General features: G+C 75.9%; 18 protein-coding genes. 4 read left to right on the forward strand and 14 right to left on the reverse strand.

The window, feature by feature from the left end; genetic code table 11:
• Positions 1 to 93: 93 nt before the first annotated feature.
• Entirely contained in the window at positions 94 to 579 is a 486-nt protein-coding gene (locus tag AC07A6_RS11985; RefSeq protein WP_362464179.1) for a MarR family transcriptional regulator, read from the forward strand.
• A 104-nt stretch (positions 580 to 683) separates the two neighbouring features.
• Here the strand turns inward: AC07A6_RS11985 and AC07A6_RS11990 are convergent, their stop codons facing one another.
• The 3 genes from AC07A6_RS11990 to gdhA form a co-directional block, all read right to left on the reverse strand.
• A complete protein-coding gene (locus AC07A6_RS11990) occupies positions 684 to 1460 on the reverse strand; it encodes a thioesterase II family protein (protein WP_478777022.1) in 777 nt (258 codons plus the stop codon).
• The gene (locus tag AC07A6_RS11995) at positions 1457 to 2824 is read right to left on the reverse strand and encodes an AMP-binding protein (RefSeq protein WP_478777023.1); all 1368 of its coding nucleotides are present in this window, start codon (positions 2822 to 2824) and stop codon (positions 1457 to 1459) included. Before AC07A6_RS11995 ends, AC07A6_RS11990 begins: the two co-directional genes overlap by 4 nt.
• Before the next feature lie 196 nt (positions 2825 to 3020).
• Positions 3021 to 4370 carry an NADP-specific glutamate dehydrogenase gene (gdhA, locus tag AC07A6_RS12000; RefSeq protein ID WP_386274163.1) on the reverse strand — a complete coding sequence of 450 codons (1350 nt, stop codon included), beginning with the start codon at positions 4368 to 4370 and terminating at the stop codon, positions 3021 to 3023.
• Positions 4371 to 4634: 264 nt separating this feature from the next.
• Here gdhA and AC07A6_RS12005 point away from each other — a divergent pair, with 264 nt between their 5' ends.
• Entirely contained in the window at positions 4635 to 5132 is a 498-nt protein-coding gene (locus tag AC07A6_RS12005) for an anthrone oxygenase family protein (protein ID WP_478777024.1), read from the forward strand.
• Between the two features lie 56 nt (positions 5133 to 5188).
• On the opposite strand, the gene AC07A6_RS12010 is transcribed toward AC07A6_RS12005, so the two are convergent.
• Positions 5189 to 5788, reverse strand: coding sequence for an anthrone oxygenase family protein (locus tag AC07A6_RS12010; RefSeq protein ID WP_478777025.1), 600 nt, complete (start codon positions 5786 to 5788; stop codon positions 5189 to 5191).
• Positions 5789 to 5957: 169 nt separating this feature from the next.
• On the reverse strand, positions 5958 to 7349 hold the full coding sequence (lpdA, locus tag AC07A6_RS12015) for a dihydrolipoyl dehydrogenase (RefSeq protein WP_362464162.1): 1392 nt from the start codon (positions 7347 to 7349) through the stop codon (positions 5958 to 5960).
• Positions 7350 to 7555: 206 nt separating this feature from the next.
• Here lpdA and AC07A6_RS12020 point away from each other — a divergent pair, with 206 nt between their 5' ends.
• Positions 7556 to 12841 carry an acyltransferase domain-containing protein gene (locus tag AC07A6_RS12020; protein ID WP_478777026.1) on the forward strand — a complete coding sequence of 1762 codons (5286 nt, stop codon included), beginning with the start codon at positions 7556 to 7558 and terminating at the stop codon, positions 12839 to 12841.
• Positions 12841 to 13695 (forward strand): metallophosphoesterase family protein, encoded by an 855-nt coding sequence (locus AC07A6_RS12025; RefSeq protein WP_362464157.1) that lies wholly within the window; start codon positions 12841 to 12843, stop codon positions 13693 to 13695. The genes AC07A6_RS12020 and AC07A6_RS12025 overlap by 1 nt, the downstream gene beginning before the upstream one ends.
• Positions 13696 to 13713: 18 nt before the next feature.
• On the opposite strand, the gene AC07A6_RS12030 is transcribed toward AC07A6_RS12025, so the two are convergent.
• The 9 genes from AC07A6_RS12030 to AC07A6_RS12070 all read right to left on the reverse strand — a co-directional run bounded on the left by AC07A6_RS12030 (position 13714) and on the right by AC07A6_RS12070 (position 23843).
• Positions 13714 to 14379: a DUF4097 family beta strand repeat-containing protein gene (locus AC07A6_RS12030; protein WP_478777027.1), complete on the reverse strand. Its 666-nt coding sequence runs from the start codon at positions 14377 to 14379 to the stop codon at positions 13714 to 13716.
• Between the two features lie 269 nt (positions 14380 to 14648).
• Positions 14649 to 14867 carry a DUF5302 domain-containing protein gene (locus AC07A6_RS12035; RefSeq protein ID WP_478777028.1) on the reverse strand — a complete coding sequence of 73 codons (219 nt, stop codon included), beginning with the start codon at positions 14865 to 14867 and terminating at the stop codon, positions 14649 to 14651.
• Between the two features lie 43 nt (positions 14868 to 14910).
• Entirely contained in the window at positions 14911 to 15600 is a 690-nt protein-coding gene (locus AC07A6_RS12040) for a response regulator (protein ID WP_478777029.1), read from the reverse strand.
• 31 nt (positions 15601 to 15631) lie between these two features.
• Positions 15632 to 16336, reverse strand: a complete 705-nt coding sequence (locus AC07A6_RS12045) for a YqeB family protein (RefSeq protein WP_478777030.1) — start codon at positions 16334 to 16336, stop codon at positions 15632 to 15634.
• 96 nt (positions 16337 to 16432) lie between these two features.
• Positions 16433 to 17518 (reverse strand): sensor histidine kinase, encoded by a 1086-nt coding sequence (locus AC07A6_RS12050; protein WP_478777031.1) that lies wholly within the window; start codon positions 17516 to 17518, stop codon positions 16433 to 16435.
• Between the two features lie 168 nt (positions 17519 to 17686).
• Positions 17687 to 19306, reverse strand: a complete 1620-nt coding sequence (locus tag AC07A6_RS12055) for a class I adenylate-forming enzyme family protein (protein ID WP_478777032.1) — start codon at positions 19304 to 19306, stop codon at positions 17687 to 17689.
• A gap of 76 nt (positions 19307 to 19382) precedes the next feature.
• Complete coding sequence (locus AC07A6_RS12060; RefSeq protein ID WP_478777033.1) at positions 19383 to 21146, reverse strand: condensation domain-containing protein; 1764 nt, start codon at positions 21144 to 21146, stop codon at positions 19383 to 19385.
• The gene (locus tag AC07A6_RS12065) at positions 21143 to 22111 is read right to left on the reverse strand and encodes an aromatase/cyclase (RefSeq protein WP_362464136.1); all 969 of its coding nucleotides are present in this window, start codon (positions 22109 to 22111) and stop codon (positions 21143 to 21145) included. Before AC07A6_RS12065 ends, AC07A6_RS12060 begins: the two co-directional genes overlap by 4 nt.
• A 121-nt stretch (positions 22112 to 22232) precedes the next feature.
• Complete coding sequence (locus AC07A6_RS12070) at positions 22233 to 23843, reverse strand: class I adenylate-forming enzyme family protein (RefSeq protein ID WP_478777034.1); 1611 nt, start codon at positions 23841 to 23843, stop codon at positions 22233 to 22235.
• Positions 23844 to 23941: the final 98 nt, after the last annotated feature.

Raw genomic sequence — 23941 nt, forward strand, 5'->3', positions numbered from 1 at the left:
TTCCGGCGCCGGACCCCTCGTCCGCCGCCCTGCAACCAAGGTATTCCATCGATCCCGATACATCAATACCGATGGATCGATTTCGATGAATCGATGCTGATGTATTTTGGACCGGTGGATGGAATCGAACTGTTCCTGCTGGGCCGCGCCCTGATGAAGCTCGGCGAGGAGGCCCTGCCCGAACCCCCCGGCGGATCCGGGCAGTACGCGGGCGGCACCCGCTCCGTGGTGATCGTCGCCGGGGACGTCGCGGCGCACCCGGGCACCACCGTCGGCGAGACGGCGCAGCGCACGGGACTGCCGCAGAGCCAGGTCTCGGGCGCCGTGGCCCGGCTGCGCGAGGCCGGCTCGGTCGAGACGGCCCCCGACCCCGCCGACCGCCGCCGGACCCTGGTGCGCCAGTCCCCCACGGCCTCCGCGCGCGTGGCCGCCGTTCGGGCCGCCGGCAGCTCCAAGGTCGAGGAGGCGCTCGCCCGGGCACTGGGCGAGGCCGGCGCCGAGCGGCTGCCCGAGGTGACGCAGGCCCTGGAGGTACTGGCCCGGCACCTGGCGGTGCGCGGCGACGGGCCAACGGCCTGACCGCCCGACGGCCTGACGGCCTGACGGCCTGACGGTCTCACCGCCCGACGGCCCAACCGCCCCAGGGCCCGACGGCCTGACCGCCCCAGCAGGCCGGGACGGCGTCAGTCCGCCGTGAACCCCGCCAGGTCCTCCGCCACCGCCCGCACCACGGCCGCGTGCTGCCCGCCGGCCAGGTAGAAGTGCCCGCCGGGGAAGAGGCGGAAGCCGAACCCGGCCCCGGCCACGTCCCGCCAGCCCATCGCCTCCGCCACGCTCGCCCGCGGGTCGGAGTCCCCGCACAGCACGCTGACGGGGGTCCGCAGCGGCGGCCCCGGCTCGTGCCGCCAGGTCTCGACCGCCCGGTAGTCGCTGCGCAGCGCCGGCAGGATCAGCGCCCGGAACCCCGGATCGTCCAGCAGCCCGGGATCGGTCCCTGCGAGGGAGCGCACCCGGGCGATCAGGGTGTCGTCGTCCCGCGCGTGGAGGTGCTCCTCCTCCCGCTCGACGAGCGGAGACCGCCGCCCGGAGACGATCAGGCCGCGCGGCGTCCCGCCGGCCGCCTCCAGCCGCCGCGCCAGCTCGTAGGCGAGCACCGCGCCCATGCTGTGCCCGAACAGCACGAGGGGCCGGCCGCGCCAGGGCTCCAGCGCCCGCTCCACCCCGTCGGCCAGCCCGGCGATGGTGTCCGGGATCGGCTCCCCGAGCCGCTCCTGGCGGCCGGGGTACTGGACGGTGAGCACCTCGGCGTGCGCGGCGAGGTCGCGGGAGAGCGGGAAGTAGAAGGAGGCGCTGCCGCCCGCGTGCGGGAGGACGACGAGGACCGGCACGGGCTTCCCCGGCGGCACCGCGGGCGGGTGGAAGCGGCGGATCCAGGGGCTCTCCCCGCCGACGCCGCTCACCGCGCCTCCCCGGGGCCGCCCGCCGTGCCCGGGTCGCCGCCCAGCAGGAGCTTCTTCTGCGGTTTCCCCATGGCGTTGCGCGGGATCGCGGGCACGAAGCGGACTTCGCGGGGCCGCTTGTGCACCGAGAGGTGCGCGGCGACGAAGTCGGTGAGTTCGGGGCCGGTGACCCCGTCCGCGACGACGAAGGCGACGATCCGCTGCCCGAGGTCCGCGTCCGGGACCCCGACCACGGCCGCCTCGGCCACCCGGGGGTGGTCCAGCAGGGCGTTCTCGATCTCGCCCGCGCCGATGCGGTAGCCGCCGGACTTGATCATGTCGATGGAGGCCCGGCCGACGATGCGGTGGACCCCGTCCTGCGGGTCGACGGCGGCGATGTCGCCCGTACGGAACCACCCGTCCTCGGTGTACGCGGCCGCGGTCGCCTCGGGGCGGCCCAGGTAGCCGGAGAACAACGTGGGCCCGGTGAGCTGGAGTTCGCCGATCTCGGCGCCCGGCTCGGCGGCGATCCGGGTCCGGATGCCGGGCAGCGGGGTCCCGACGGTGCCGGGACGGACCTCGCCGCCCGCGCGGCCGCTGACGGTGATCAGGGTCTCGGTCATCCCGTAGCGCTCGACGGGGCGGTGGCCGGTGAGGCGCTCCAGGTCCCGGAAGACGGGTGCGGGCAGGGCGGCGCTGCCGGAGACGAGCAGGCGGGCCCCGGACAGCGCGGCCGCGTGCTCCGGTTCGGCGGCGACGCGGGACCACACGGTCGGCACCCCGAAGTACAGGCTGCCCCCGGCGGCGGCGTAGGCCTGCGGGGTCGGGCGGCCGGTGTGCACGAGGCGGCTCCCGGTGCGCAGCGCGCCGAGCACGCCGAGGACCAGGCCGTGCACGTGGAACAGCGGGAGCCCGTGCACCAGGGTGTCCTCGGCGCTCCACTGCCAGGCTCCGGCGAGGGCGTCGAGGTCGGCGGCGATGGCGCCGGCGGTCAGGACCACGCCCTTGGGCGGGCCGGTGGTGCCGGAGGTGTACAGCACCAGGGCGGGGTCGCCGGGTCCGGCGGCCCGGGCCGGCGCCCCGGCCCGGCGGGCGAAGTCGACGGGGACCTCGACGGCACCGGAGTCGCGCAGGATGTGCCCGCGTTCGGCGGGCCCGGCGTCGGGGGGCAGCGGCACGAAGGGCACACCGGCGAGGAGCCCGCCGACGGCCGCCGCGACGGTCTCCAGTGAGGCGGTCGCCGTCACGGCGAAGGCGGGGGCTCCGGCGACGTCGGCGGCCACGGCCCCCGCCGCGCCGAGCAGTTCCTCGTACGAGGCGGCACGGCCGGCGACGCGCACGGCGTCCGCGCGGTCGCCGTACGTCCCGTCAAGCGCGGTCAGCACGCGGCAACTCCCTGTCGATGGCGGACCCCCAGGCTACGCCGCCGCCCCTGAGCGCCGCCCGAGCGGCCGCCCCGCGCGCGCCCGCTCCCCGGGGTCCTCCCGGTCCTCGGCCGCGGGCCCGCGTTCCCGGTGGGCGGGGGCGCGGACCCGATGCCGACGACGGCGCCGACGACGGGGACGGGGACGGGGACGGGGGCTAGATCACGCCCTGGACCAGCATCGCGTCGGCGACGCGCTCGAAGCCGGCGATGTTGGCGCCCGTGACGTAGTCGCCCGGGGCGTCGTAGCGGGCGGCCGTTTCGTACGCGACCTCGTGGATCGAGCTCATGATGCCCGCCAGTTCCGACTCGACCCGGTCCCGGGTCCAGGCCGTGCGGCCCGCGTTCTGGGCCATCTCCAGCGCGCTGACCGCGACGCCGCCCGCGTTGGCGGCCTTGCCCGGGCCGAAGGCGACGCCCGCCGCCTGGAGGAGGTGGACCGCCTCGGGGGTGCTGGGCATGTTGGCGCCCTCCGAGACCGCCTTGACGCCGTTCCCGATGAGGGCGCGCGCGTCCTCGGCGCCCAGTTCGTTCTGGGTCGCGGACGGGAAGGCGACGTCGGCGGGGACCTCCCAGACGCGTCCGCCCGGCACGAAGCGGGCCGAGGAGCCGCGGCGGGCGGCGTACTCGCTGACGCGGCCCCGCTCGACCTCCTTGATCTGGCGGAGCAGGGCGAGGTCGATGCCCTTGTCGTCGACCACGTAGCCCTGGGAGTCGGAGCAGGTCAGCGGGTTGGCGCCGAGCTGCTGGAGCTTCTCGATGGTGTAGAGGGCGACGTTGCCGGAGCCGGAGACCACGGCCGTCAGGCCGTCCAGGGACTCGCCCCGGACCTTGAGCATCTCGGCGGCGAACAGGACGCTGCCGTAGCCGGTGGCCTCGGGCCGGATGGCGGAGCCGCCCCAGCCCTGGCCCTTGCCGGTGAGGACGCCGGCCTCCCAGCGGTTGGTGATGCGCCGGTACTGGCCGAACAGGTAGCCGATCTCACGGCCACCGACGCCGATGTCGCCGGCCGGGACGTCGGTGTGCTCGCCGATGTGGCGGTGGAGCTCGGTCATGAAGGACTGGCAGAAGCGCATGACCTCGGCGTCCGAGCGGCCGTGCGGGTCGAAGTCGCTGCCGCCCTTGCCGCCGCCGATACCCAGGCCGGTCAGCGCGTTCTTGAAGATCTGCTCGAAGCCGAGGAACTTCACCACGCCGATGTCCACGGACGGGTGAAAACGCAGACCGCCCTTGTACGGGCCGAGGGCGCTGTTGAACTCCACCCGGTAGCCGCGGTTGACGTGGACGTGCCCGTGGTCGTCCGTCCACGGCACCCGGAAGATGATCTGCCGCTCCGGTTCCACGAGCCGCTCCACGAGCCCGGCCTCGGCGTACTCGGGGCGCGCCGCGAAGACGGGGGCCAGGGTGTCCAGGACCTCCCGTACGGCCTGGTGGAACTCGGGCTGGGCGGGGTTGCGGCGCTCGATGTCGGTCCGCAGTGCGTCCAGCCTCTGCTTCGGGTCGGTCACGTCTTGATTCCTCTCCGGCGTCCTGGTGGGGGCGTGCGGGCCCAGCGGGAGGGTACCGCGCACGGGGGGTGCTCCCGGAATTGGTCATCCGGCCTGCGCAGCAAGGGTGTTGGGCCTGTGCAATGACACGGGAGATGGCCTGTGTACGACCGTAGTATCAGCTGGGGACTGCTTGGATCAGGCTCGGAACGGCCCTGGATGGGCGAGAATCCGGCCATCGCGGTGCGGCAGTCCTGCGGCACCCACGTAGGCGGGGGGAACCACGTGGAAACGGCAAGGTTCGCGTCTCTGATCGCTGCGACGATCACCATGGGCCTGGTGAGCGGCCTCTTCTACGGGTTCTCGGTGGCGGTGATGCCGGGGCTGCGCGCCTCGTCCGACCGCACGGTGATCGAGACGATGCAGCGGATCAACGTGGCGATCCTCAACGGCTGGTTCCTGCTCGGCTACATGGGCTCGCTGCTGTTCACCGCCCTGGCCCTGGGCCTGCACCTGCCGGGCGACGGGCGCCACGCGCTGGTGCCGCTGGCGGGCGCGCTCGTCGCGTACGTCCTGGCGATGATCGTCACCGCCCGGGTGAACATCCCGCTCAACAACGCCCTGGAGAAGGCGGGCCCGGTGGACCGGATCGCCGACCCCGGGGCCGTGCGCCGCGCGTTCGAGGGGACCTGGGTCCGCGCGAACACGTGGCGCACGCTGCTGTGCACGGTGGCCTTCGGGCTGCTGGCCTGGGCGCTGGTCCTGCACGGGCAGCACGCCTAGGCCGGCGGCCCGTCCGTCCCGGCGGCCCGTCCGGCGGCCCGCCGGCCGCGGACGGATCAGCGGGCGGTGGCGCGGCCGTGCAGGAGGAGGGCTCGGGCGAGGGCGGCGAGGGCGGCGGTGCAGAGCAGGGTGCGCAGGATGTTCGTGGTGACCCAGGTGCCCTTGAACTTTTCCACCACCGCGAAGTCGGTCAGCTTCGCCGCGTCGCCCGCGGCCGCGAGCTCGTTGTTCAGCGGGATGTTCACCGCGAAGGTGATCACCAGTACGACGAGGTAGGCGACGGCCGCCGCGGCCGCCCACACGGCGGTCCCGCGCCGGCCCTTGCGGTACTCGACGACGGCAGCGGCGGCGGTGGCGAGCAGGGCGAGGACGAAGGCGCTGCCGAAGAGGCCGTTGCCGTCGATGGCCGCGTTGAAGTTCTGCATGGCGGTGACGTAGGTGCGCTCGTCGCCGGCGGCCAGTCCCGGCATCACCGAGACGTCGAAGGCGAAGAACAGGCCCGCCATCAGACCGATGAGGACGGCGGAGAGGCCGAGGAGGAGGCCGGCCACCCTGTCGGTGCCGGTGCGGGCCGCGCCGTGCGGGCCGTGTGCCGGGTTGGTGCCGTATGCCGGGTTGGTGCCGTGTGCAAGGTTGGTGCCGTGTTCCGGGTTCATGGATACGTCCTCGCCTGATGGCCGGTTACCGGCGGGCCCCACGCCCGCGGCGCAGTGATCGTGGCATCCGGGCGGGTCGCGTACCAGCGATTTCACCGAAAACGGGGGAAGGGCCGGGGAGTTGCCCCGGCCCTTCCGAATGGCGGAATACCGACCGCCGGGTCCTGGCTCAGCCGTGGACGTGCAGCGGCTTCCCGGCGAGGGCGAGGTGGGCCTCGCCCAGGGCCTCGGTCTGGGTCGGGTGGGCGTGGATGAGGCTCGCCACCTCCGACGGGAGGGCCTGCCAGTTGAAGATGAGCTGGGCCTCGCCGATCTGCTCGCTGACCCGCGAGCCGATCATGTGGATGCCGATGACGGGGCCGTCGGCGACCTGGACGAGCTTCACGTCGCCCGCCGACTTGAGGATCTTGCTCTTGCCGGTGCTGCCGGCGTTGAACTTGCTGACGACGACCTTGTCCTCGCCGTAGACCTCCTTGGCCTTCGCCTCGCTGAGGCCGACGGAGGCGATCTCGGGCTCGCAGTAGGTGACCCGCGCGACGCCGTCGTAGTCGATCGGGCTCACGGGCAGGCCCGCGAGGCGCTCGGCGACGAGGATGCCCTCGGCGAAGCCGACGTGGGCCAGCTGGAGGGTCGGGATCAGGTCGCCGACGGCCGAGACGGTCGGCAGTCCGGTGCGCAGCAGCTCGTCGACGACGACGTGCCCGCGGTCGAGGGCGACGCCCGCCTCCTCGTAGCCGAGGCCTGCCGAGACCGGGCCGCGGCCGACGGCGACGAGCAGCAGCTCGGCCTCGATCTGCTTGCCGTTCTCCAGGGAGACCCGTACGCCGCTCTCGGTGTACTCGACGCCGGAGAAGCGGGAGCCCAGCTCGAACTTGATCTTCCGCTTGCGGAAGGCGCGTTCCAGGGACTTGGAGATGTCGACGTCCTCGGCCGGCACCAGGTGCGGCAGGCCCTCGACGACGGTGACGTCCACGCCGAAGGACTTCCAGGCCGAGGCGAACTCGACGCCGATGACGCCGCCGCCGAGCACGACCGCCGACTCGGGGATCCGGTCGAGGAACAGCGCGTGGTCGGAGGAGATCACCCGGTCGCCGTCGATGGCCAGGCCGGGCAGCGAACGCGGCTGGGAGCCGGTGGCGAGGACGACGTGGCGGCCCTTGTAGCGGACGCCGCCGGCCTCGACCTCGGTCGGGGAGACGAGACGGCCCTCGCCCTCCACCAGGGTGAGGTTCCTGCGCGACTTCAGCATGCCCTGGAGGCCCTTGTAGAGGCCGGCGATCACGCCGTCCTTGTACTCGTGCACCCCGGCTATGTCCACGCCCCCGAAGGTGGCCTTCACTCCGTAGGACTCGCTGCGGCGCAGCTCGTCGGCGACCTCGCCGGCGTGCAGCAGCGCCTTGGTCGGGATGCAGCCGTTGTGCAGGCAGGTGCCGCCCAGCTTGCCCTTCTCGATCAGGACGACGTCCAGGCCGAGCTGGGTCGCGCGCAGGGCGCAGGAGTAGCCCCCGCTGCCGCCACCGAGGATGACCACGTCGTACACACCGTCGGCGGAATTCTCCATTGCAGATGACCTCTCGTCTTTCGTGGCGTTACGGGCCCTTCCGGCATGCTCTCATCTCCCATCCAAGCAGGCGGATTTGGGGGCTCCCGGGACGCCTCCCACCTGCGGGGCGGCCGGATTCAGCCGTTCTTGAGCCCGCCTCCAGCCAGGGTGCGCACCATCTCCCCCGCATCACCTCGCGTGTCAGGACGGATGGGTGAGAAGAAATGCCTGAAGACGCTCGCGGTCCGCTCCCGGACGTCACCGTGCCCGCCGACCACCGGATCGCGGTCGTCGGCCTGTCCTGCCGCCTCCCGAAGGCCGCTGACCCGGACGCCCCGTGGCGGCTGCCGGACGACGCCGCCGACGCCTTCGACCCGGCCTTCTTCGGGATCTCCCCGCGCGAGGCCGCGTCGATGGGCCCGCGCCGGCGCCTGGTGCTGGAGCTGTGCTGGGAGGCCCTGGAGCACGCGGGGATCGTGCCGGGCTCGCTGCGCGGCGCGCGCGTCGGCGTGTTCGTGGGCGCGGTGCGGGACGGGCACGCCGCGCCCTCGTACCAGCAGGGCCCGGAGACCATCGGCCACCGCACCGGCGGGCTGCTGGGCCTGCGCGGCCCGAGCACGACCGTGTACGCCGGGCGTTCCTCCTCGCTCGTGGCCGTGCACCTGGCCTGCGAGAGCCTGCGCGGCGGCGAGTGCGACACCGCGCTGGTCGGCGGGCTCGGCCCCGAGCCGGTCCCGGGTGCGGCCGGCCCGGCCGCCGGGGCCCGCGGCCGCGGCGCCGTGCGCTGCGAGGGCGGCGGCGTCGTCGTCCTCAAGCCCCTCGCCCGGGCCCTGGCCGACGGCGACCGGGTGCTCGGCGTCATCGCGGGCAGCGGCGTCGACGAGGACGGCGGTACGGGTCCGGGCGCGCCCGGCGGCGGGGGCCGGGAGGAGGCGCTGCGCGGGGGCCGCGAGCGGGCCGGCGTCGGCCCGCGCGGGGTCCGGTACGTCGAACCGCGCGGCGCCGTGGGCATCACGGACCTGATCGGCGCGCTGCCGGGCCTGGGCCCCGACCGCCGGGAGCCGGCGCGGGGCGGGCACGCCGGGGAGTCCGCCCGGCGGCTCGTCGTGGGCCTCGGCTCCGGGGGTACGGGCGGCCCGGACTGCCACGTCGTCCTGGAGGAGGCGCCGCCTGCGGCCCCGGCCGCCGACGCCGGGGCCGACGCCGGGGCCGACGGCGCGGACGGGGCCGCGCACCCGCTGCCCTACACCGTCTCCGGCACCACCCCGGAGGCCCTGCGCGCCCAGGCCCGGCGGCTGCTGGACTGGCTGGGCCGGCACTCCGGTGCGCGGCCGGGGGAGCTGAGCCGGGCGCTGGCCACCACCCGTACGGCCTTCGCGCACCGGGCGGTGGTCGTCGCCGCGGACCGGGAGGAGCTGGCGCGGGGGCTGGAGGCCCTCGCCCGGGACCGGCGGGCCGCGGGTCTGGTGCGCGGGACCGCGGCGCGGCGGCGGGACCTGGCCGTCCTGTTCACGGGCGAGGGCGGGCAGCGGCCGGGGACGGGCCGCGGCCTGTACACGGCCTTCCCGGTGTTCGCCGCCGCCTTCGACGAGGTGTGCGCCGCGCTCGGCGGCGGGGTCCGGGAGGCCGTCTTCGGCGACGAAGCCGACGCCGCGGAGGCCCTGGGCCGCACCGGGACCGCGCAGGCGGCCCTGTTCGCCGTCGAGGTCGCGCTGTACCGGCTGGTCGAGTCGTGGGGGGTCGTGCCGAGGTTCGTCGGCGGGCACTCCGCGGGCGAGATCGCCGCCGCGCACGTGGCCGGGGTGCTGTCCCTGAAGGACGCGGCCGCGCTCGTCACGGCGCGCGGGCGGCTGATGGAGGCCCTGCCCGAGGCCGGGCTCATGGTCGCCGTCCGGACGGGCGCCGAGGAGGTCGTCCCGCTGCTGGTGCCCGGGACGGCGCTGGCCGCCGTCAACGGTCCCCGGGACGTCGTCGTCTCCGGCGCCCGCGAGGCCGTCCGGGCCGTCGTGGGGCGGCTGGCCGAGCAGGACGTCAAGTCCAAGACCCTGCGCGCGGGCCACGCCTTCCACTCGCCGCTGATGGACCCGATGCTGGAGGAGTTCCGGCGGGCCATCTCGGGCCTGGACTTCCGGCGGCCCCGGATCGCGTTCGTCTCCGCGCTCACCGGCGGCATCGTCACCGACGAGGTCGCACACCCCGACTACTGGGTCGGGCACGTCCGCGAGACCGTCCGCTTCCAGGACGCCGTCCGCACCCTGGAGTCCGAAGGCGCCAGCGCCGTACTGGAGTTGGGCCCCGAAGGGACGCTCGCGGCCATGGCCCGGCCCTGCCTCTCCGACGAGGGCGCCGTCGTCGTGCCCGCCCTGTGCCGCCGGGGCGACGAGGTCCGGGCGCTGCTGACCGCGACCGCGACCCTGTACGCCCACGGCGTCCTCGGCCGGCTGCCGCTCGGCATCCCCGCCGGGGCGCCGCTGTACGGCCTGCCCACGTACCCCTTCCGCCGCGAGGACCGCCGGCCGGGCCGGGGCCCCGCGGCCCGGGCCGGGCGGTACCCCGTCGGGGGGTCCGTACGGGCGCGGCGGTCGGACGGGGCCGGCGCCCCCGGGACGGCGGCGACCGGAACGGGCGGAGCGGGCACGGACGGAGCGGGGACGGCCGCGACGGGCACGGTCCCGACGGGCACGGCCGCGACGGGGATGACCGCGACGGGGCATCCGCTGGCCGCGTGGCGGCTGGACCTCCCGGAGGCGGGGGCCGTCCTGTTCACGGGCACGGTCTCGGCGCGCAGCCACCCGGAGTTCGCCGGGGCCGGCCGTGTGCCGGCGCAGGCGCTGGTGGAGGCGGCGCTCGCGGTGGGCGGCGCGATCGGCAGGCCGGAGGTCGAGGAGGCCGCCGCAGAGGCGGCCCTGACGCTGCCCGCACGGGGCGGGGTGCTGCTCCAGCTGCTGGCGCAGGCCCCCGACGAGGCCGGGCGGCGGCGGCTGACGGTGGTCTCGCGGGCCGAGGGCGCCGACCCGGAGGAGCCGTGGGTGCGGCACCTGACGGCCGTTCTGGCCCCGGGCCGGGCACCCTCCTTCGCCCTGGCCGAGTGGCCGCCGGCCGGCGCGGAGCCGCTGGAGGGGGCCGAGGAGCACCCGGCGGTGGAGCGGGCCTGGCGGCGGGGCGAGGAGTTCCTCGCGGAACTCCTGCTGCCGGCCGGGCTGCACGGGCAGCCGTACGCCCTGCACCCCGCACTGCTGGAGGCGGCGCTGCACCCCGTGCTGGCGGCGGCGCCGGAGCCGCTGTCGGCCGGGGAGTGGCGGGGTACGGCCCTGTACGCGACCGGGGCGACCTCCCTGCGGGTGCGTGCCGTGCGCGGTGCGTTCGGGGCGGTGGCCCTGGAGCTGGCCGACGCGGAGGGCGGTCCCGTGGCCGCGGCAACCGTGACCCTGTCCGAGCTGCCGGGCGGGCCGGGCCGGCAGCCCGTCACCCCGCTGGCGCTGGTGTGGGAGCGGGTGGCGGAGGCCGCGGAGCCCGTGCGGGGGCCGCGCCGGGCACTGCTCGGGGTGCCGGGCGGCGGGCCCGGCCCGTCACCGCTGCCGGAGTGCGACGGGGCGCCCGCTTACTCCGGGCCGGCCGAACTGCTCGCGGTCGCGGCGGACGGGCGGCCGGTGCCGGAGCTGGTCCTGGCCCGCCTCGCGGAGCCCGCCCCCGACGCGGAGCTGTACGGGCGGGGCGTGGCGGCGGCGGTGGACGAGGTGCGGGAGCTGGTGGGTGCCTGGCTCGCCGAGGAACGGCTGGCCGGTTCGGTGCTGGCCGTGGTCACGGGCGGCGCCGAGGAGGTGCTGCCCGGGGAGGGCGTCGCCGATCTCACGGGGGCTGCCGTACGCGGCTTCGTGCGCTCGGTGCAGGCGTGGCTCTCCGGTGCGGGCGGGGGCCGCATCATGCTGGTGGACGTGGACGACAGCGACGCGAGCCGCAAGGCCCTGGTGCGGGCGCTGGGCGGCGGGGAGCCGGACCTGGCCCTGCGCGACGGGGTCGCGTACGCGCGGCGGCTGGTGCGGGCGGAGTGCGTGGTGCCCGGGGCGGACGCGGGCGCGGGCGGGCCGGGAACGGTGCGGCTCAGCGGCGCCGTGGAGGGGCCGCGGGCGCAGGAGAGCGCCCGGCACCTGGTGGAGGCGTACGGCGTACGGCTGGTCGGGCCCGGCGAGGAGGCGGCCGCGGTCGTGCACCTGAGCGGTCCGGACGGGCCCTCGCTGGAGGCCTCGGTCGACGCCGCGCTCGCGCTGGACGGGCACCGGACGCCGCTGGCGTTCGTCACCACCGTCGGGGCCGCCGTCGGCTCGGGCGGACCGGAGTGCGACGCGGTCCTGGGCGCCTTCCTCACCGGGCTGGCCGCCCGCCGCCGCGCGGCCGGACTGCCCGCGGCCGTGCTGGGCTGGGGCGCCGGTGCCGAGGGCCTCCCGCAGGGGCTGGCGGTCCCGGCCGGCGGGGACGGGGCGGCCCTGCTGGGGCACGCGCTCGCGCGGAACCTGACCCTGGTGGCGGCCCGCGCCGACGCGGGCGGGCTGCGTGCCGCCGGGGATCCCGTGCCGGCGCTGCTGCGGAGCCTGGCGGTGCAGCGGCCGCGCCGGGCGGCCAACCGGCGGGCCGGTGAAGGGACTTCGCCGGCCGGACCGCTCGCGGTGCCGGGCGCGGAGGCCGGCCCGCCCCGGGCGCCGTCCGCGGCCGGGGCCACCTTCGCGGGGCTGCTGCGCGGGGCGCACGCGCAGGGCCGTACCGCCGAGGGCGCGGCGCTGCTGATGGCGGCGGCCGAGCTGCTGCCCGGCTACGACTCCCGGTCCGGGGTGGCGCGCTGGCCGGCCCCCGTGCGGCTGGCCGGCGGGCCGGAGGGGGCGGCGGGGCTGTTCGCGTTCCCCTCGCTGGGCGCGTCGTCCGGCCCGGAGGAGTTCCTCGCGCTGGCGGCGGCCCTGGAGGGCCGTCGGGGCCTGACGGTGCTGGCGCACCCCGGTTTCGCCGGTGACGCGGTGCTGCCGCGCAGCCGGCAGGCGCTGGTGCGGGCCCAGGCGGAGGCGGTGGCGGAGGCGGCGGGCGCGGCGCGGCCCGTGCTGCTGGGGCACTCGTCCGGCGGGTGGATCGCGCACGCCGTGGCCCGGGAGCTGCTGGAGATCGGCCGTGAGGCGGCGGCGGTGGTGCTGCTCGACACGTACGCGCGGGGCGGGAACCGGCGCGGGCCCGCGGCGCTGACGGAGCGTCTGTTCGACCCGGCCGGCCCGCCGGGGATGACCGACGACACGCGGCTGCTGGCGATGGGCGGCCACCTGAGGCTGTTCACCGAGTGGACGCCGGAGCCGGCTTCGGCGCCCACGCTGCTGGTGCGGGCCTCGGCGTCGGCGGCCTCGGCCACCGCGGGCTGGGAGTACGCGGACCATCTGGCGGAGGTGGCGGGCGACCACCTGTCGCTGCTGGGCGCGGACGCGGGCGCCGTCGCGGACACGGTGGACGGCTGGCTGCGGAAGGTGGCCGGCTGATGGCGGCGACGGCGGCCGGACGGCTGCTGGCCGTGTCCGACCTGCACGTGGTGCACCCGGAGAACCGCCGGCTGCTGGAGGAGGAGATCGTGCCCCGGTCGCCCGGGGACTGGCTGCTGGTGGCGGGGGACGTCAGCGAGACCGCGTCCGAGGTCGAGTGGGCGCTCGGGCTGCTGCGCGACCGGTTCGCGCGGGTGGTGTGGACCCCCGGCAACCACGACCTGTGGACTCCGGCCGACGATCCGGTGCAGCTGCGCGGGGAGCCCCGCTACCGGTACCTGGTGGACATGTGCCGGAGGCTGGGGGTGCTCACGCCGGAGGACCCGTATCCGGTGTGGCAGGGGCCCGGCGGGCCGGTGGTGGTGGCCCCGCTGTTCACGCACTACGACTACTCGTTCCGTGACCCGGCGCTGACGAAGGAACAGTCGCTGGCGGCCGCCCGCGAGTCGGGGGTGGTGTGCACGGACGAGTTCCTGCTGCACCCGGATCCGTATCCGGGCATGGACGGCTGGTGCCGGGCCAGGGTGGCGGAGACGGCGGCCCGCCTGGACGCCGTGGACCCGGCGCTGGGGACCGTGCTCGTCAACCACTACCCGCTGGTGCGGGAGCCCACCGACATCCTGCGCTACCCGCAGTTCGCGCAGTGGTGCGGGACGACGCTGACGGCGGACTGGCACCTGCGCTACCGGGCGGCGGCCGTGGTGTACGGACACCTGCACATCCCGCGTACGACGTACCACGACGGGGTGCGCTTCGACGAGGTGTCCATCGGCTACCCGCGCGAGCGCAGGGGGCGGGGCCTGCCGCGCGGGGTGCTGCGGGACGTCCTGCGGCCCCGGGAGGACGGGGCCTGAGGGGCAGGGCGGCCGTGTTCAGGCGGTGAGGGCGGTGATGTTGCCGTAGGAGGTGGTGGCCTGGATGTTCAGCACGGCGCCCTCACCGCTGTTGCGCAGGGCGTTGCTGATCCGGCCGTAGGACGTACCGGCGTCGAGCGAGGCCGCAGTCCCACGGGCGGCACCGACGCTGATGTCACCGTGCTCGGTCCGCAGGGTCACCGTCCCGCCGGTCGCCTCCGCGATGGTCAGGTCGCCCTTCTGCGTACGGATGTCGGCCGAGCCGCCCAGCCGGCCCACCACGATGTCACCCGCGGCCAGGACCAGCCGCACCCCGGCCGCCTCGTCCAGCTTCACCGTCCCGTGCGCGCTCTCCAGCGACACCTCCCCCAGCCGGCCCACACCCCGGAACTCGGCGCTGGCCGTCTTCGCCTCGACACTGGAGCCCGCCGGGAGCTGCACCGTCACCTCCACCGAACCCGAAGCCCCGAACACCTGGCTCTTCTTCGGCGCGCTGATCCGCAGCACACCGTCCCGGAACTCGACCGCAGTCTCCTGCGCGGCCTTCACATCACGGCTCTTGGAGGCGTTGGCCGGCAGCACCTCGACCGTGGTGTCGGCCCGGTCGGCGGCGATGAAGCGGATGTTCCCGGCGGGGACGTCCAGGACGGCGGCGATCGCGGCGGCGGTGGCGAACTTCTGCATGATGACTCTTCCTTCGGGCTTGTGTCGCTCGGTGTTTCCGATGACCTGAACGCTACGTCGCGTTCACACACCGAGCAACACACCCGTTGCGAAGAAGACACATCACCGCAGGTCACAGCCATACAATCGTTGCAACACCCCTGAATTCAACGCAACGAACACCCCGCCACCGTTGCAACAGACAAAGACTGAACGCTACGCGAAAGGGCCGCCGCGATCCGGTTTTCGGAATTCGGATCGCGGCGGCCCTTCGGGGCATCAGGTGCGGTTCAGCCGGCCTTGCGGCGGAAGGTCCGACCCTGGCCGCTAGGGCCGCTGCCGCCCTTGAGCTTCAGGCCGCCCGCGTTGTGCGCCTGCTGCGAGCGGGCGGCGCGGGCCTTGCGCTCCAGAGCCTCGCGGAACCTGGCCTTGTCGTCGGCCTCGACGGCTTCAGCGCCCTCAGCGGCTTCGACGGGTTCGACGGCTTCGTTCTCCGGCGTATCGGACACGGGGTACCTCCTGTTTCGTTCCGGAACGGACTTATTGTCGGTGTCAGGACCGGTGCCGGTCTTCCGGATTTCCGGCGTCGTGCACGAACAGCGCGATCTGGACCCGGTTGTTGAGGCCGAGCTTGGCCAGGATCGCGGAAACGTGGGTCTTGACCGTGGAGACGCCGAGGTAGAGCGACGCACCGATCTCCGCGTTCGACTTGCCCTGGCCGATGCCGAGGGCCATCGCCCGCTCGCGCTCGTTGAGGACCGCCAGCCGTTCCCCGGAGTCCTGCCCGTGCCCGTCCTCGGGCAGCGCCACGACCTCGTCGATGAGCCGCCGCATGACGGCGGGCGACAGCACCGGCTCGCCGTGCGCCGCCCGCCGGACGGCCTCGACGAGCTCCGCCGGCGGGGTGTCCTTCAACGCGAAGCCGGCGGCGCCCGCGCGCAGGGCGCGCAGCACGTACGTGTCGGCGTCGAAGGTGGTGAGCACGAGGACTTCGGGGGCATCGCTCATCGCGCGCACCGCCTCGGTGGCCGCCAGCCCGTCCATGACCGGCATCCGGACGTCCATCAGCACCACGTCGGGACGGTGGCGGCGGGCCAGCTCGACGGCCTCGGCGCCGTCACCGGCCTCGGCCACGATCCGCAGGTCCGGGGCTCCGCCGAGCATCACCGACAGCCCCATGCGCACGAGCGGGTCGTCGTCCGCGATCAGCACCTCGACCGTGGACCGCTCGCCTGTGATCATGCCGCGAGCATATCCGCAGCCGGGCCGCCGGTCAGCGGTGCGTTCGGCGCCAGTACTGGGACCCGTTCCGGTCGCGCACGACGAGGCCGAGGCGCTCCAGGTCGCGGCGCAGTTCCCCGAGTTCGCCGGCCGCGCCCCGCTGCCTGAGGAGCTGCCGACGGGCCTTGAACAGGGCGTGGGCCTCGGCCGGCAGGTGGGGGCCGTCCGGCACCCAGAGCCGGAACTCCGCCGCGTGGGGGTCCTCGTCCGCCCAGGTGTAGCCGTGCCCGGTGAAGGCCTCGGCGAGCCTGTGCCGGTCCTGGTCGCAGTCCTCGCGGGCGAGTTCCTCGGTGCCGTGGCCGAGCAGGACGAGCTGCTTGCCGTCGCGGAACGCCATGGCTATGCCGGCGCGCGCGAACTCCGCCGGCTCTCCGTTGCGGGTGAGCACCACCCGGGTGTCGGAGACGGTGACGGACAGTTCGGCGAACTTGACGAGGAACCCCCCGACCAGGCCGGCCAGGCCGCCCACGGCGACCGCCCCGATGGTGAGTCCGGGCTCGGGGATCGAGGAGACGAGTTCCGCCGGGCCCTGCATGGGCGCCCAGGGCAGGGTCACCACCCACGCGGCGAGCACCTTGGCGAGCCAGCAGGCCCCGGCTCCGACCAGCCCGAAGACGGCGCAGACGAGCAGTTGGCCCCAGAGCGGTTCCGAGACCTCGGTGGATGCGGCCGCGGCGGGGGTGGACTCGTTCGGCACTGCTGGGCTCTCCTGTCGTCGGGCGGGCGCCGGCCGGGCATACCGCGGCGCGGGGTTCGGTGTCTGCGTGCGTGCGGTGCGCGTGCGGTGCCGGGATCACGGCCAGGGCAGCCGGGCGGTGATCCCCCAGCCGCCGTCCCCGCCGGGGCCGTACTCCAGGCGTCCGCCGGCGAGCGCGACCCGCTCGGCGAGCCCCGCCAGTCCCTGTCCGGCGGGGGCGTGCCCGGGGGCCGCGGGCCGGGTGCCGGGGGCCGGGTTGGTCACCTCGACGGTGAGCCCCTCCCCCGCCCCGCCGGTCACGCGGACGTCGGCGGGGGCTCCGGGCGCGTGCTTGCGTACGTTGGTGAGGGCTTCCTGGACGACCCGGTAGGCCGTGCGGCCCACGAGGTCGGGCACGGCCGACGGGGTGTCCTTGACCAGCCGTACCCGCATCCCGGCCGTGCACGACTCCGAGACGAGCCGGTGCACGTCGGCCAGGGTGGGCTGGGGGCGTCCACCGGTCTCCGGCGCGCGGAGCACCGTCAGGACCTCGCGCAGTTCCTGCAGGGCCTGGTGGGCGCTCTCCCGGATCACCCCGGCGGCCCGGGCCACGTCCCCGGCCGGGGCGTCGGGCCGGTACTCCAGCGCCCCGGCGTGCAGGGCCAGCAGGGACAGCCGGTGTCCGAGTACGTCGTGCATCTCCCGGGCCACTTCCTCCCGGGCCTTCAGCTGCGCCTGCTCCGCCCGCAGCCGCGCCTCGGAGGCCACCCGCAGGAGGAGTTGCCGCCGGTGGTGGACGAACAGCCCCCAGCCGACGGCGCACCCCTGGACGACGGTGCCGAAGACGAAGTACTGGAGCCCGGACATGGACGGCTCCGGCCGCAGCAGCGGGTCGGTGGCCGCCGGCAGGAGACCGGCCGCGAAGACGATCAGGGTGGTGCGGGGCGGGCGGTGCACGGCCACGGAGAACAGCGCGGCGAGCATGGCGCCCGCGGCCGTCCCGAACGGCACCGAGAGGGCGATCAGCGCACAGGCGGTCCCGACGGGCCTGCTGCGGCGCAGCCACAGCAGGCCGCAGGCGAGCGCGCCGGCCACCGGCTCCGGCCGCGTCCAGTCGAGCCCCGGTTCCGGGACCGCCTGGGCGGAGCCGCTCGCGGTCGCCACCGCGTAGGCGACGGCGAGCAGGAACAGGAGGGTGTCCACGGTCCAGTCCCGCGGGCTCCTCCCGACGGGACCGGGCCGGGGAGCTGTCGTGAAGTGGGGCACGGTCCGGACGTTACCTTCGTGATCTCTTCCCGCCGCCGGTCCGGACGGCGGGCGGTACTTTGGTCGGACGGTCCGAGACCAAGGTCCCGGACGGCGCTGGGTGGTTCAGGCCGTCGCCTCGGCGGCGGCGCGGGTGCGGACGGTGCGGCGCAGCTCACCGCGTACGGGCTTGCCGACGGGGGTGCGCGGGACGGCGTCGATCGCCTCGACGCGGCGGATCCGCTCGTAGGGTGCCAGGCGGGTGTTGGCGCGGGCGGCGATCTCCTCCAGGACGGCGGGGCCTGCGGCGGCGCCGTCGCGGAGCACGATGCCGGCCCAGGTGACGGAGCCGTGCACGGAGTCGGGCCAGCCGACGACCGCGCACTCGGCGACCCGCGGGTCGGAGCCGAGGACCCGCTCGACCGCGCTGGGCGAGACGAGTTCGCCGTCGTGCAGGAACACGTCGCCGAGCCGGTCGACGAGGAACAGCTCTCCGCCGGGGCCGGTCCGGCCGACGTCCCCGGTGGAGAACCAGCCGTCCGCGCCGGCGGGCGGTCCGCTCTCGTCGAGGTAGCCGGCCATCAGCTGGGGTCCGCGCACCTGCACCTCGCCGGTCTCGCCGGGCCCCAGCGGCACCCCGGTCTCCGGGTGCACGATGCGGCAGCCGGTACCGGGCACGGGCGTGCCGACGGAGCCGGGCACCGGCCGGTCCGGGCTCTGCGAGTGGGTGAGCGGGGAGAGTTCGGCGAGGCCGTAGCCCTGGAGGACGGGTACGCGGAGCCGCTCGCCCAGGATCCGGGCGGCGTCCGGGGACAGGGCGCTGCCGCCGGACAGCACGGCGCGCAGCCGGGGCCCGGCGGGGACGCCGGGGAGGGCGCCGGGGCCGCACAGCCGCTCGTCGGCGGCGAGCCGGTGCAGGCGGGCGGGCAGCCCGTAGTAGTGGGTGGCCGCGGTGCTCTCGGCGAGCGCGAGCGAGGCCAGCGGCTCCGGGTCGGGGCACAGCACCTGGCAGGCGCCCGCGTACACGGCCGAGTTGAGGTGCATCGGCAGGTAGAGCGGCAGGTGGTTGAGGGTGACGGAGCCGGCGTCGAGCCGGTGCGCGGCGGCGGTCTGCGCGGCGTTGGCGACGAGGCTGCGGTGGGTCAGCCGGACCCCCTTGGGGCGGCCCGTGGTGCCGGTCGTGAACTGGACGCAGACCTCCGCGCCGGGGTCGAAGTCCGCGGGCTCGCCGGGGGCCGCGCGGCGGGTGGCGGCGGCGACGGCGTCCAGGACGAGGTCCACGGGGACGGTGTCCCCGGGGACGGGATCGTCGCCGGCGCCGGTGACGAGGACCAGCGACAGGCAGGGCGGCCGGCCGTCGGCGTCGGCGAGCAGTTCGGCGGTGGCGCGGGGGACGAAGGCGAGTTCCGCTCCGGCCGAGCCCAGCACCTTCACGAGGCGGGCCGGGGAGACGAGGGGGTTGAGCAGGACGACGGTGTTGCCGCTGCGGACGGTGCCGTAGTAGGCGGCGGCGAAGTCGGCGTCGAGGGTGTTGGCGACCCCGACCCGGGCTCCGCGCCGGCCGACCGAGCACTCCAGGAAGGCGGCGATCCGGTCGGCCCGGGCGTCGAGTTCGCCGAAGGTCAGCGTCCGGGCGCCCACGCGGATCGCGGGGGCGTCGGGGGCGCGTTCGGCGGCCCGGCGGAGGAGTCCGTCGAGGGGCAGGTGCGGGAGGTGCGGCGGATCCGGTTGGGCGAGGGCCGGCACGGCTCTGCTCCCCTCTGCGCTGGGCGCTCCCGGTGACAGGGCCCTACCAAGGTCGGCGCCGGCGCTGGAAGCTCCTTCAAGAACCGCTCGAACTCCGCCGGGAGGGTCCCGCGAGGGCCCGCGCGAGGGCGCGGTCGGAGCCGGCGACCAGCACCGGCGGGGCGCTCCAGCCGTACGCGGCCACCCGCCGGGCGGCCTCCCGCGCGAGGGTCCGCGCGCCCGGGTACCCGCCGACGGCGACGGGTTCCCCGGCGGCCAGGGCGGGGGCCAGCGCGGCCAGGACGGCGTCCGGGTCCGGGGCGCAGGTCAGCAGGGCCCGCGTCCCCCGGTGGCGTTCCGCGAGGCGGTCGTAGCAGTCCTCGGCGGCGCCGGGCGGCCGGATCAGGCAGACCGGCCCGGCCCCGGCCGCGGCGGCCGGGCGCAGCACCCGGGCGGCCGGGGCGGGGGCCGGGGCGACCCGGGGTGACGGCGCCCCGTGCAGCGGCACGAGCGCCTCGGCGACGGTGGTGTCGGGCCCGGCCTCCAGCGGCAGCCGCCGCAGCAGCAGGGCGGTCTGCCAGAGCAGTTCGGCGGCGTCCCCGTCCGTGATGCGCGTCCGGTCGTGCACGGCGGTCAGGGTGAGCCCGCCGTCGTGGTCGTGCCGGGCCGAGACGGCGACCGGCATCCCGGTGAGGGCGCCGGCGACCTCGGCGGGCCCGGGCCCCGGCGGCGCCTCGGGCGGGCTGCCGTCGTCCGGCGGGAGGAACGCCAGCACCGACTCCGTGCGCGGGCTGTCGGGGGCCCAGCTGCGGATCTGCCCCGGCGAGACCCATTCGTACGCCGCGAGGTCGACGGCCCGGCCGGCCAGTTCGCCCAGCAGCACCGCCACCGTCGCCCCGGGGTGCACGTCCACGGCCACCGGCAGTGCGTTCCCGAGGGGTCCGGGCAGCTGTCCGGCGCCTTCCAGCGGGATCATCCGCCCGGAGACGGCCGCCGAGAACGCCACCGGCACCGCGCCGGGTGCGCCCTGCGAGCCCGCGCGGTAGAGGAGCAGCGCCCACGCGGCGTGCAGGGCGGTGCTCTCGGCCGCGCCGAGCAGTGCGGCCCAGGCGCGCAGCCGGCCGGCCTCCGCCGGGGTGAGGCGCTGGCTGGTGCGGCCGTGTCCGCTCTGGTGGGTGGGGCCCCGGTCCAGGGCGGGCAGGGTGACGCTCCCGGCGGGCGGGGCGGCCCAGGTCCAGAACGCGCGGGCCGGGGCGGGGTCCTGGGCGCCGACCCAGCGCAGGTGGTCGCGCAGGTCGGGCCGGCGTTCGCCGCCGCGGGGCGGGCCGTCGGCGGCGTAGGCGCGCTGGAAGGAGCCCAGCAGCCGGCGGACGCCGACCGGGTCCAGCAGGGCGCGGTGGTAGGTGAGCAGCACCCGGGTGCCGCCGTCCGCCCCGCCGAGCAGGGCGATGCGCAGCGGGCCGGGCCGGGTCAGGTCGAACTCGCGCATCCGTTCGGTGGCGAGCAGCGCCTCCCAGGCCCGCGGACCGGTGCCGCCGGTGCCGTGGTGGGTGATCAGCGGGGCGGCGTACGCGTGGACGGCGAAGCGGGGCGCGGCTCCCGCGGCCGGCTCGGCGAGGCCGGTGCGCAGGACGGCCTCCTGGCCGGTGACGGTCTGCCAGGCGCGGGCGAACCGCTCGGTGTCGAGCGGGCCGTGCCAGTGCCAGTGCAGCTGCTCGGTGTACAGGCCCCGGCCGGGGTGGGCGAGGCCGTCGAGGAGGACGTCGAGCTGGAGGGGGGTGGCGGGGTGGGTCCACGGCCGGGGGACGGCGGTGGCGCGTGCGGTGGACGGCGGCGGACGGTCGCCGGGGGCGGCGTTCACCGCTGCGGGATCAGGGTGCGCACGGCCGTCTCCGCGTGCCGCCGGGCCAGGTGCAGGACGCGGGTGCTCGCGCCGCCGAGGGTGCGGCGTACGTGGTCGCGGGCCTGGGCGAGGTCGGCGCCGGGGCCGAGCACGGGCTCGATGTCCTCTTCGCGGAGCAGGACCTGGTGGGTGGCGACGGCGGTGACCCCGGTCTCGTCGGGGTTGACGGCCCATTCGCCGGTGTGCGCGGCCAGCAGGCGGGGGGTGCGGGTCTGCTTGAAGACGATCCGGCCGGCGTGCGGGAAGCAGACGCGGACCGATGTGCTGGTCTCGGTGACGCCGTCGGCGCCGAGGGTGTCCATGCCGACCAGCTGGACGCCCTGGCGGTCCTCGGCCACGTCGGCGCGGGTGATCTCGGGCAGGTGGGCGGGCCAGTCGCCGGCCCGGTACAGGAAGTCGTAGACGAGCTCGGAGGGGCCGTGGACGCGTACCGAGTCCTCGAAGGTCAGCAGGAGGCCGTCGAGCTTCGTCCAGAGTTCGGCGGTCTGCTTCAGCTGGTCCAGTTCGGCCCGGCTGTTGGTGTCGGTGGCCCGGGTGAGCCATTCGACGTCGGCCGGGTCGTCGTCGCGGACCTCGAACCGGTGCACGAGGTTCAGCCTGGAGCGGGCGGGGCCCAGTTCCTCGACGGTCCAGCGGCCGCCCATGGAGGTCGCCGGGGGTGCCGGGACCTCCTGGTGGAAGTCGATGGTCCGCAGCCGGGGGTCCAGGGAGCGCCGGGAGACCCAGGACGCGACCGTCCCGTTGGCGGTGGCCCACATGCCGAAGCGGTCCCGGGTCCCGTCGAAGTCCAGCCGCTCGACGTGGACGCTGGGCGGGACGAACAGCGGCCACTGGGTGGTGTCCGCGATCAGCGCGTAGACCACGCCCGCGGGGGCGGCGACGTCCACCGAATACGACGTGTGCTGCACACGCTCACCTGACATCGGATCACACCTCTCTCAACCTCTCTTCCGACCTTCGCGGGCGTCGGCGGAGGAGCACTCGAAGGGTCCTGGACCCCGGCTGCACCGGCCGTCCACGGCCCCTCGGGCGGGGCGGCCCGGCTCAGACGGCGGCTTCGGCCTCCGCCCGCCGGCGCAGGGCGCGGCGCAGCGAGCGGCGTTCCGGCTTGCCGGCGGGGGTGCGCGGGACGGCGTCCAGGACCTCCACGCGGCGGATCCGCTCGTGCGGGGCGAGCTGTTCGTTGGCGGTTTCGACGATCGAGTCGAGCACGTCGAGGAGTCCGGGCTCGGCCGGGTCGGCGAGGACGATGCCGAGCCAGGTGAGGGCGCCGTGGACGGGGTCGGGCCAGCCGACGACGACGCAGTCCTCGACGCGGACGTCGGAGGCGAGGACGGCTTCGACGGCGGTGGGCGAGACGAGTTCGCTGTCGTAGGAGAAGACGTCGTCGAGGCGGTCGGCGAGGTGGAGCTCCCCGTCGGGGCCGATGCGGCCCGCGTCGCCGGTGGAGAACCAGCCGTCGGCGTCGACCGGGGGGCCGCTCTCGCCGAGGTAGCCGGCCATCAGCTGGGGTCCGCGGACCTGTACCTGGCCGGTGTCGCCGGGGCCGAGCGGGACGCCGGTCTCCGGGTGCACGACGCGGCATTCGGTGCCGGGCACGGGCGCGCCGACGGTGCCGGCGCCGGTGCGGCCGTCGGGCCGCTGGGAGTGGGTGAGGGGGGAGAGTTCGACCAGTCCGTAGCCCTGGAGCACGGGTACGCCGATCCGTTCGGCCAGCAGCCGGGCGTCGGCGGGGGCGAGGGCGCTGCCGCCGGAGAGGACCACGGTGAGCCGGCCGGGCCGGCCGGGGACGGGGTGCGGCAGGCCGTCGCCGCGGGGGCCTTCGGCGAAGCGGACGTCGGCGGCGAGCTGGTGCAGGCGGGCCGGGAGCGTGTAGAGGTGGGTGGCTCCGGTGCGGTCGGCCAGTTCGAGGGCGGCGGTGGGGCGGGGGCAGGGGCACAGCACCTGGCGGGCGCCCGCGTAAACGGCCGAGTTGAGGTGCATCGGGTGGTAGACGGGCAGGTTGTTCAGGGTCACCGCGCCGGCGTCGAGGTGGTGGGCGGCGGCGGTCTGCGCGGCGTTGGCGACGAGGTTGCGGTGGGTCAGCCGGACGCCCTTGGGGCGGCCCGTGGTGCCGGTGGTGAACTGGATGCAGGCTTCGGTGTCGGGGTCGAAGGCCTCGGTGGCGCGGGGTGCGGGCCGTGGCGCGGAGTCCAGGGCGACGCAGAGCGGGACGGCGTCGGCGGGCACGATCCCGTCGGGGGCGTCGGTGACGACGACGGCGCGCAGCAGGGGCAGCCGGTCGGCGGTCTTGACGAGCAGTTCGGCGGTGGCGGTGGGGACGAAGGCGGTCTCGACGCGGGCGTCCTCGCACATGTGGCGGAGTCCGGCGGTGCGGACCAGCGGGTTGAGGAGGACGGCGGTGTTGCCGCTGCGCAGGGTGCCGTAGTAGGCGGCGGGGAACTCCTCGTCGAGGGTGTTGGCGATGCCGACGCGGGCTCCGCGCCTGCCGAGGGTGTGCTCCAGGTAGGCGGCGTAGCGGTCGGCGCGGGCGTCGAGTTCGGCGAAGGTGCGCGTGCCGTGGGGGGTGCGGAGGGCGCAGGCGGCGGGGTCGCGCAGCGCGGCCCGGCGCAGCAGCCCGTCGACGGGCGGTTCCGGGTATCTGAAGTTCGGCACGGCGCTGTCCTCCTGATCGCGGGCTGATCCCGGCGTACCACGGTCCTCATGCCCGGTTGAGGCCGCTTGGAAGGCCACTGGAACCGGGCGCGCCGACG

This window comes from Streptomyces sp. NPDC044002, assembly GCF_056434525.1.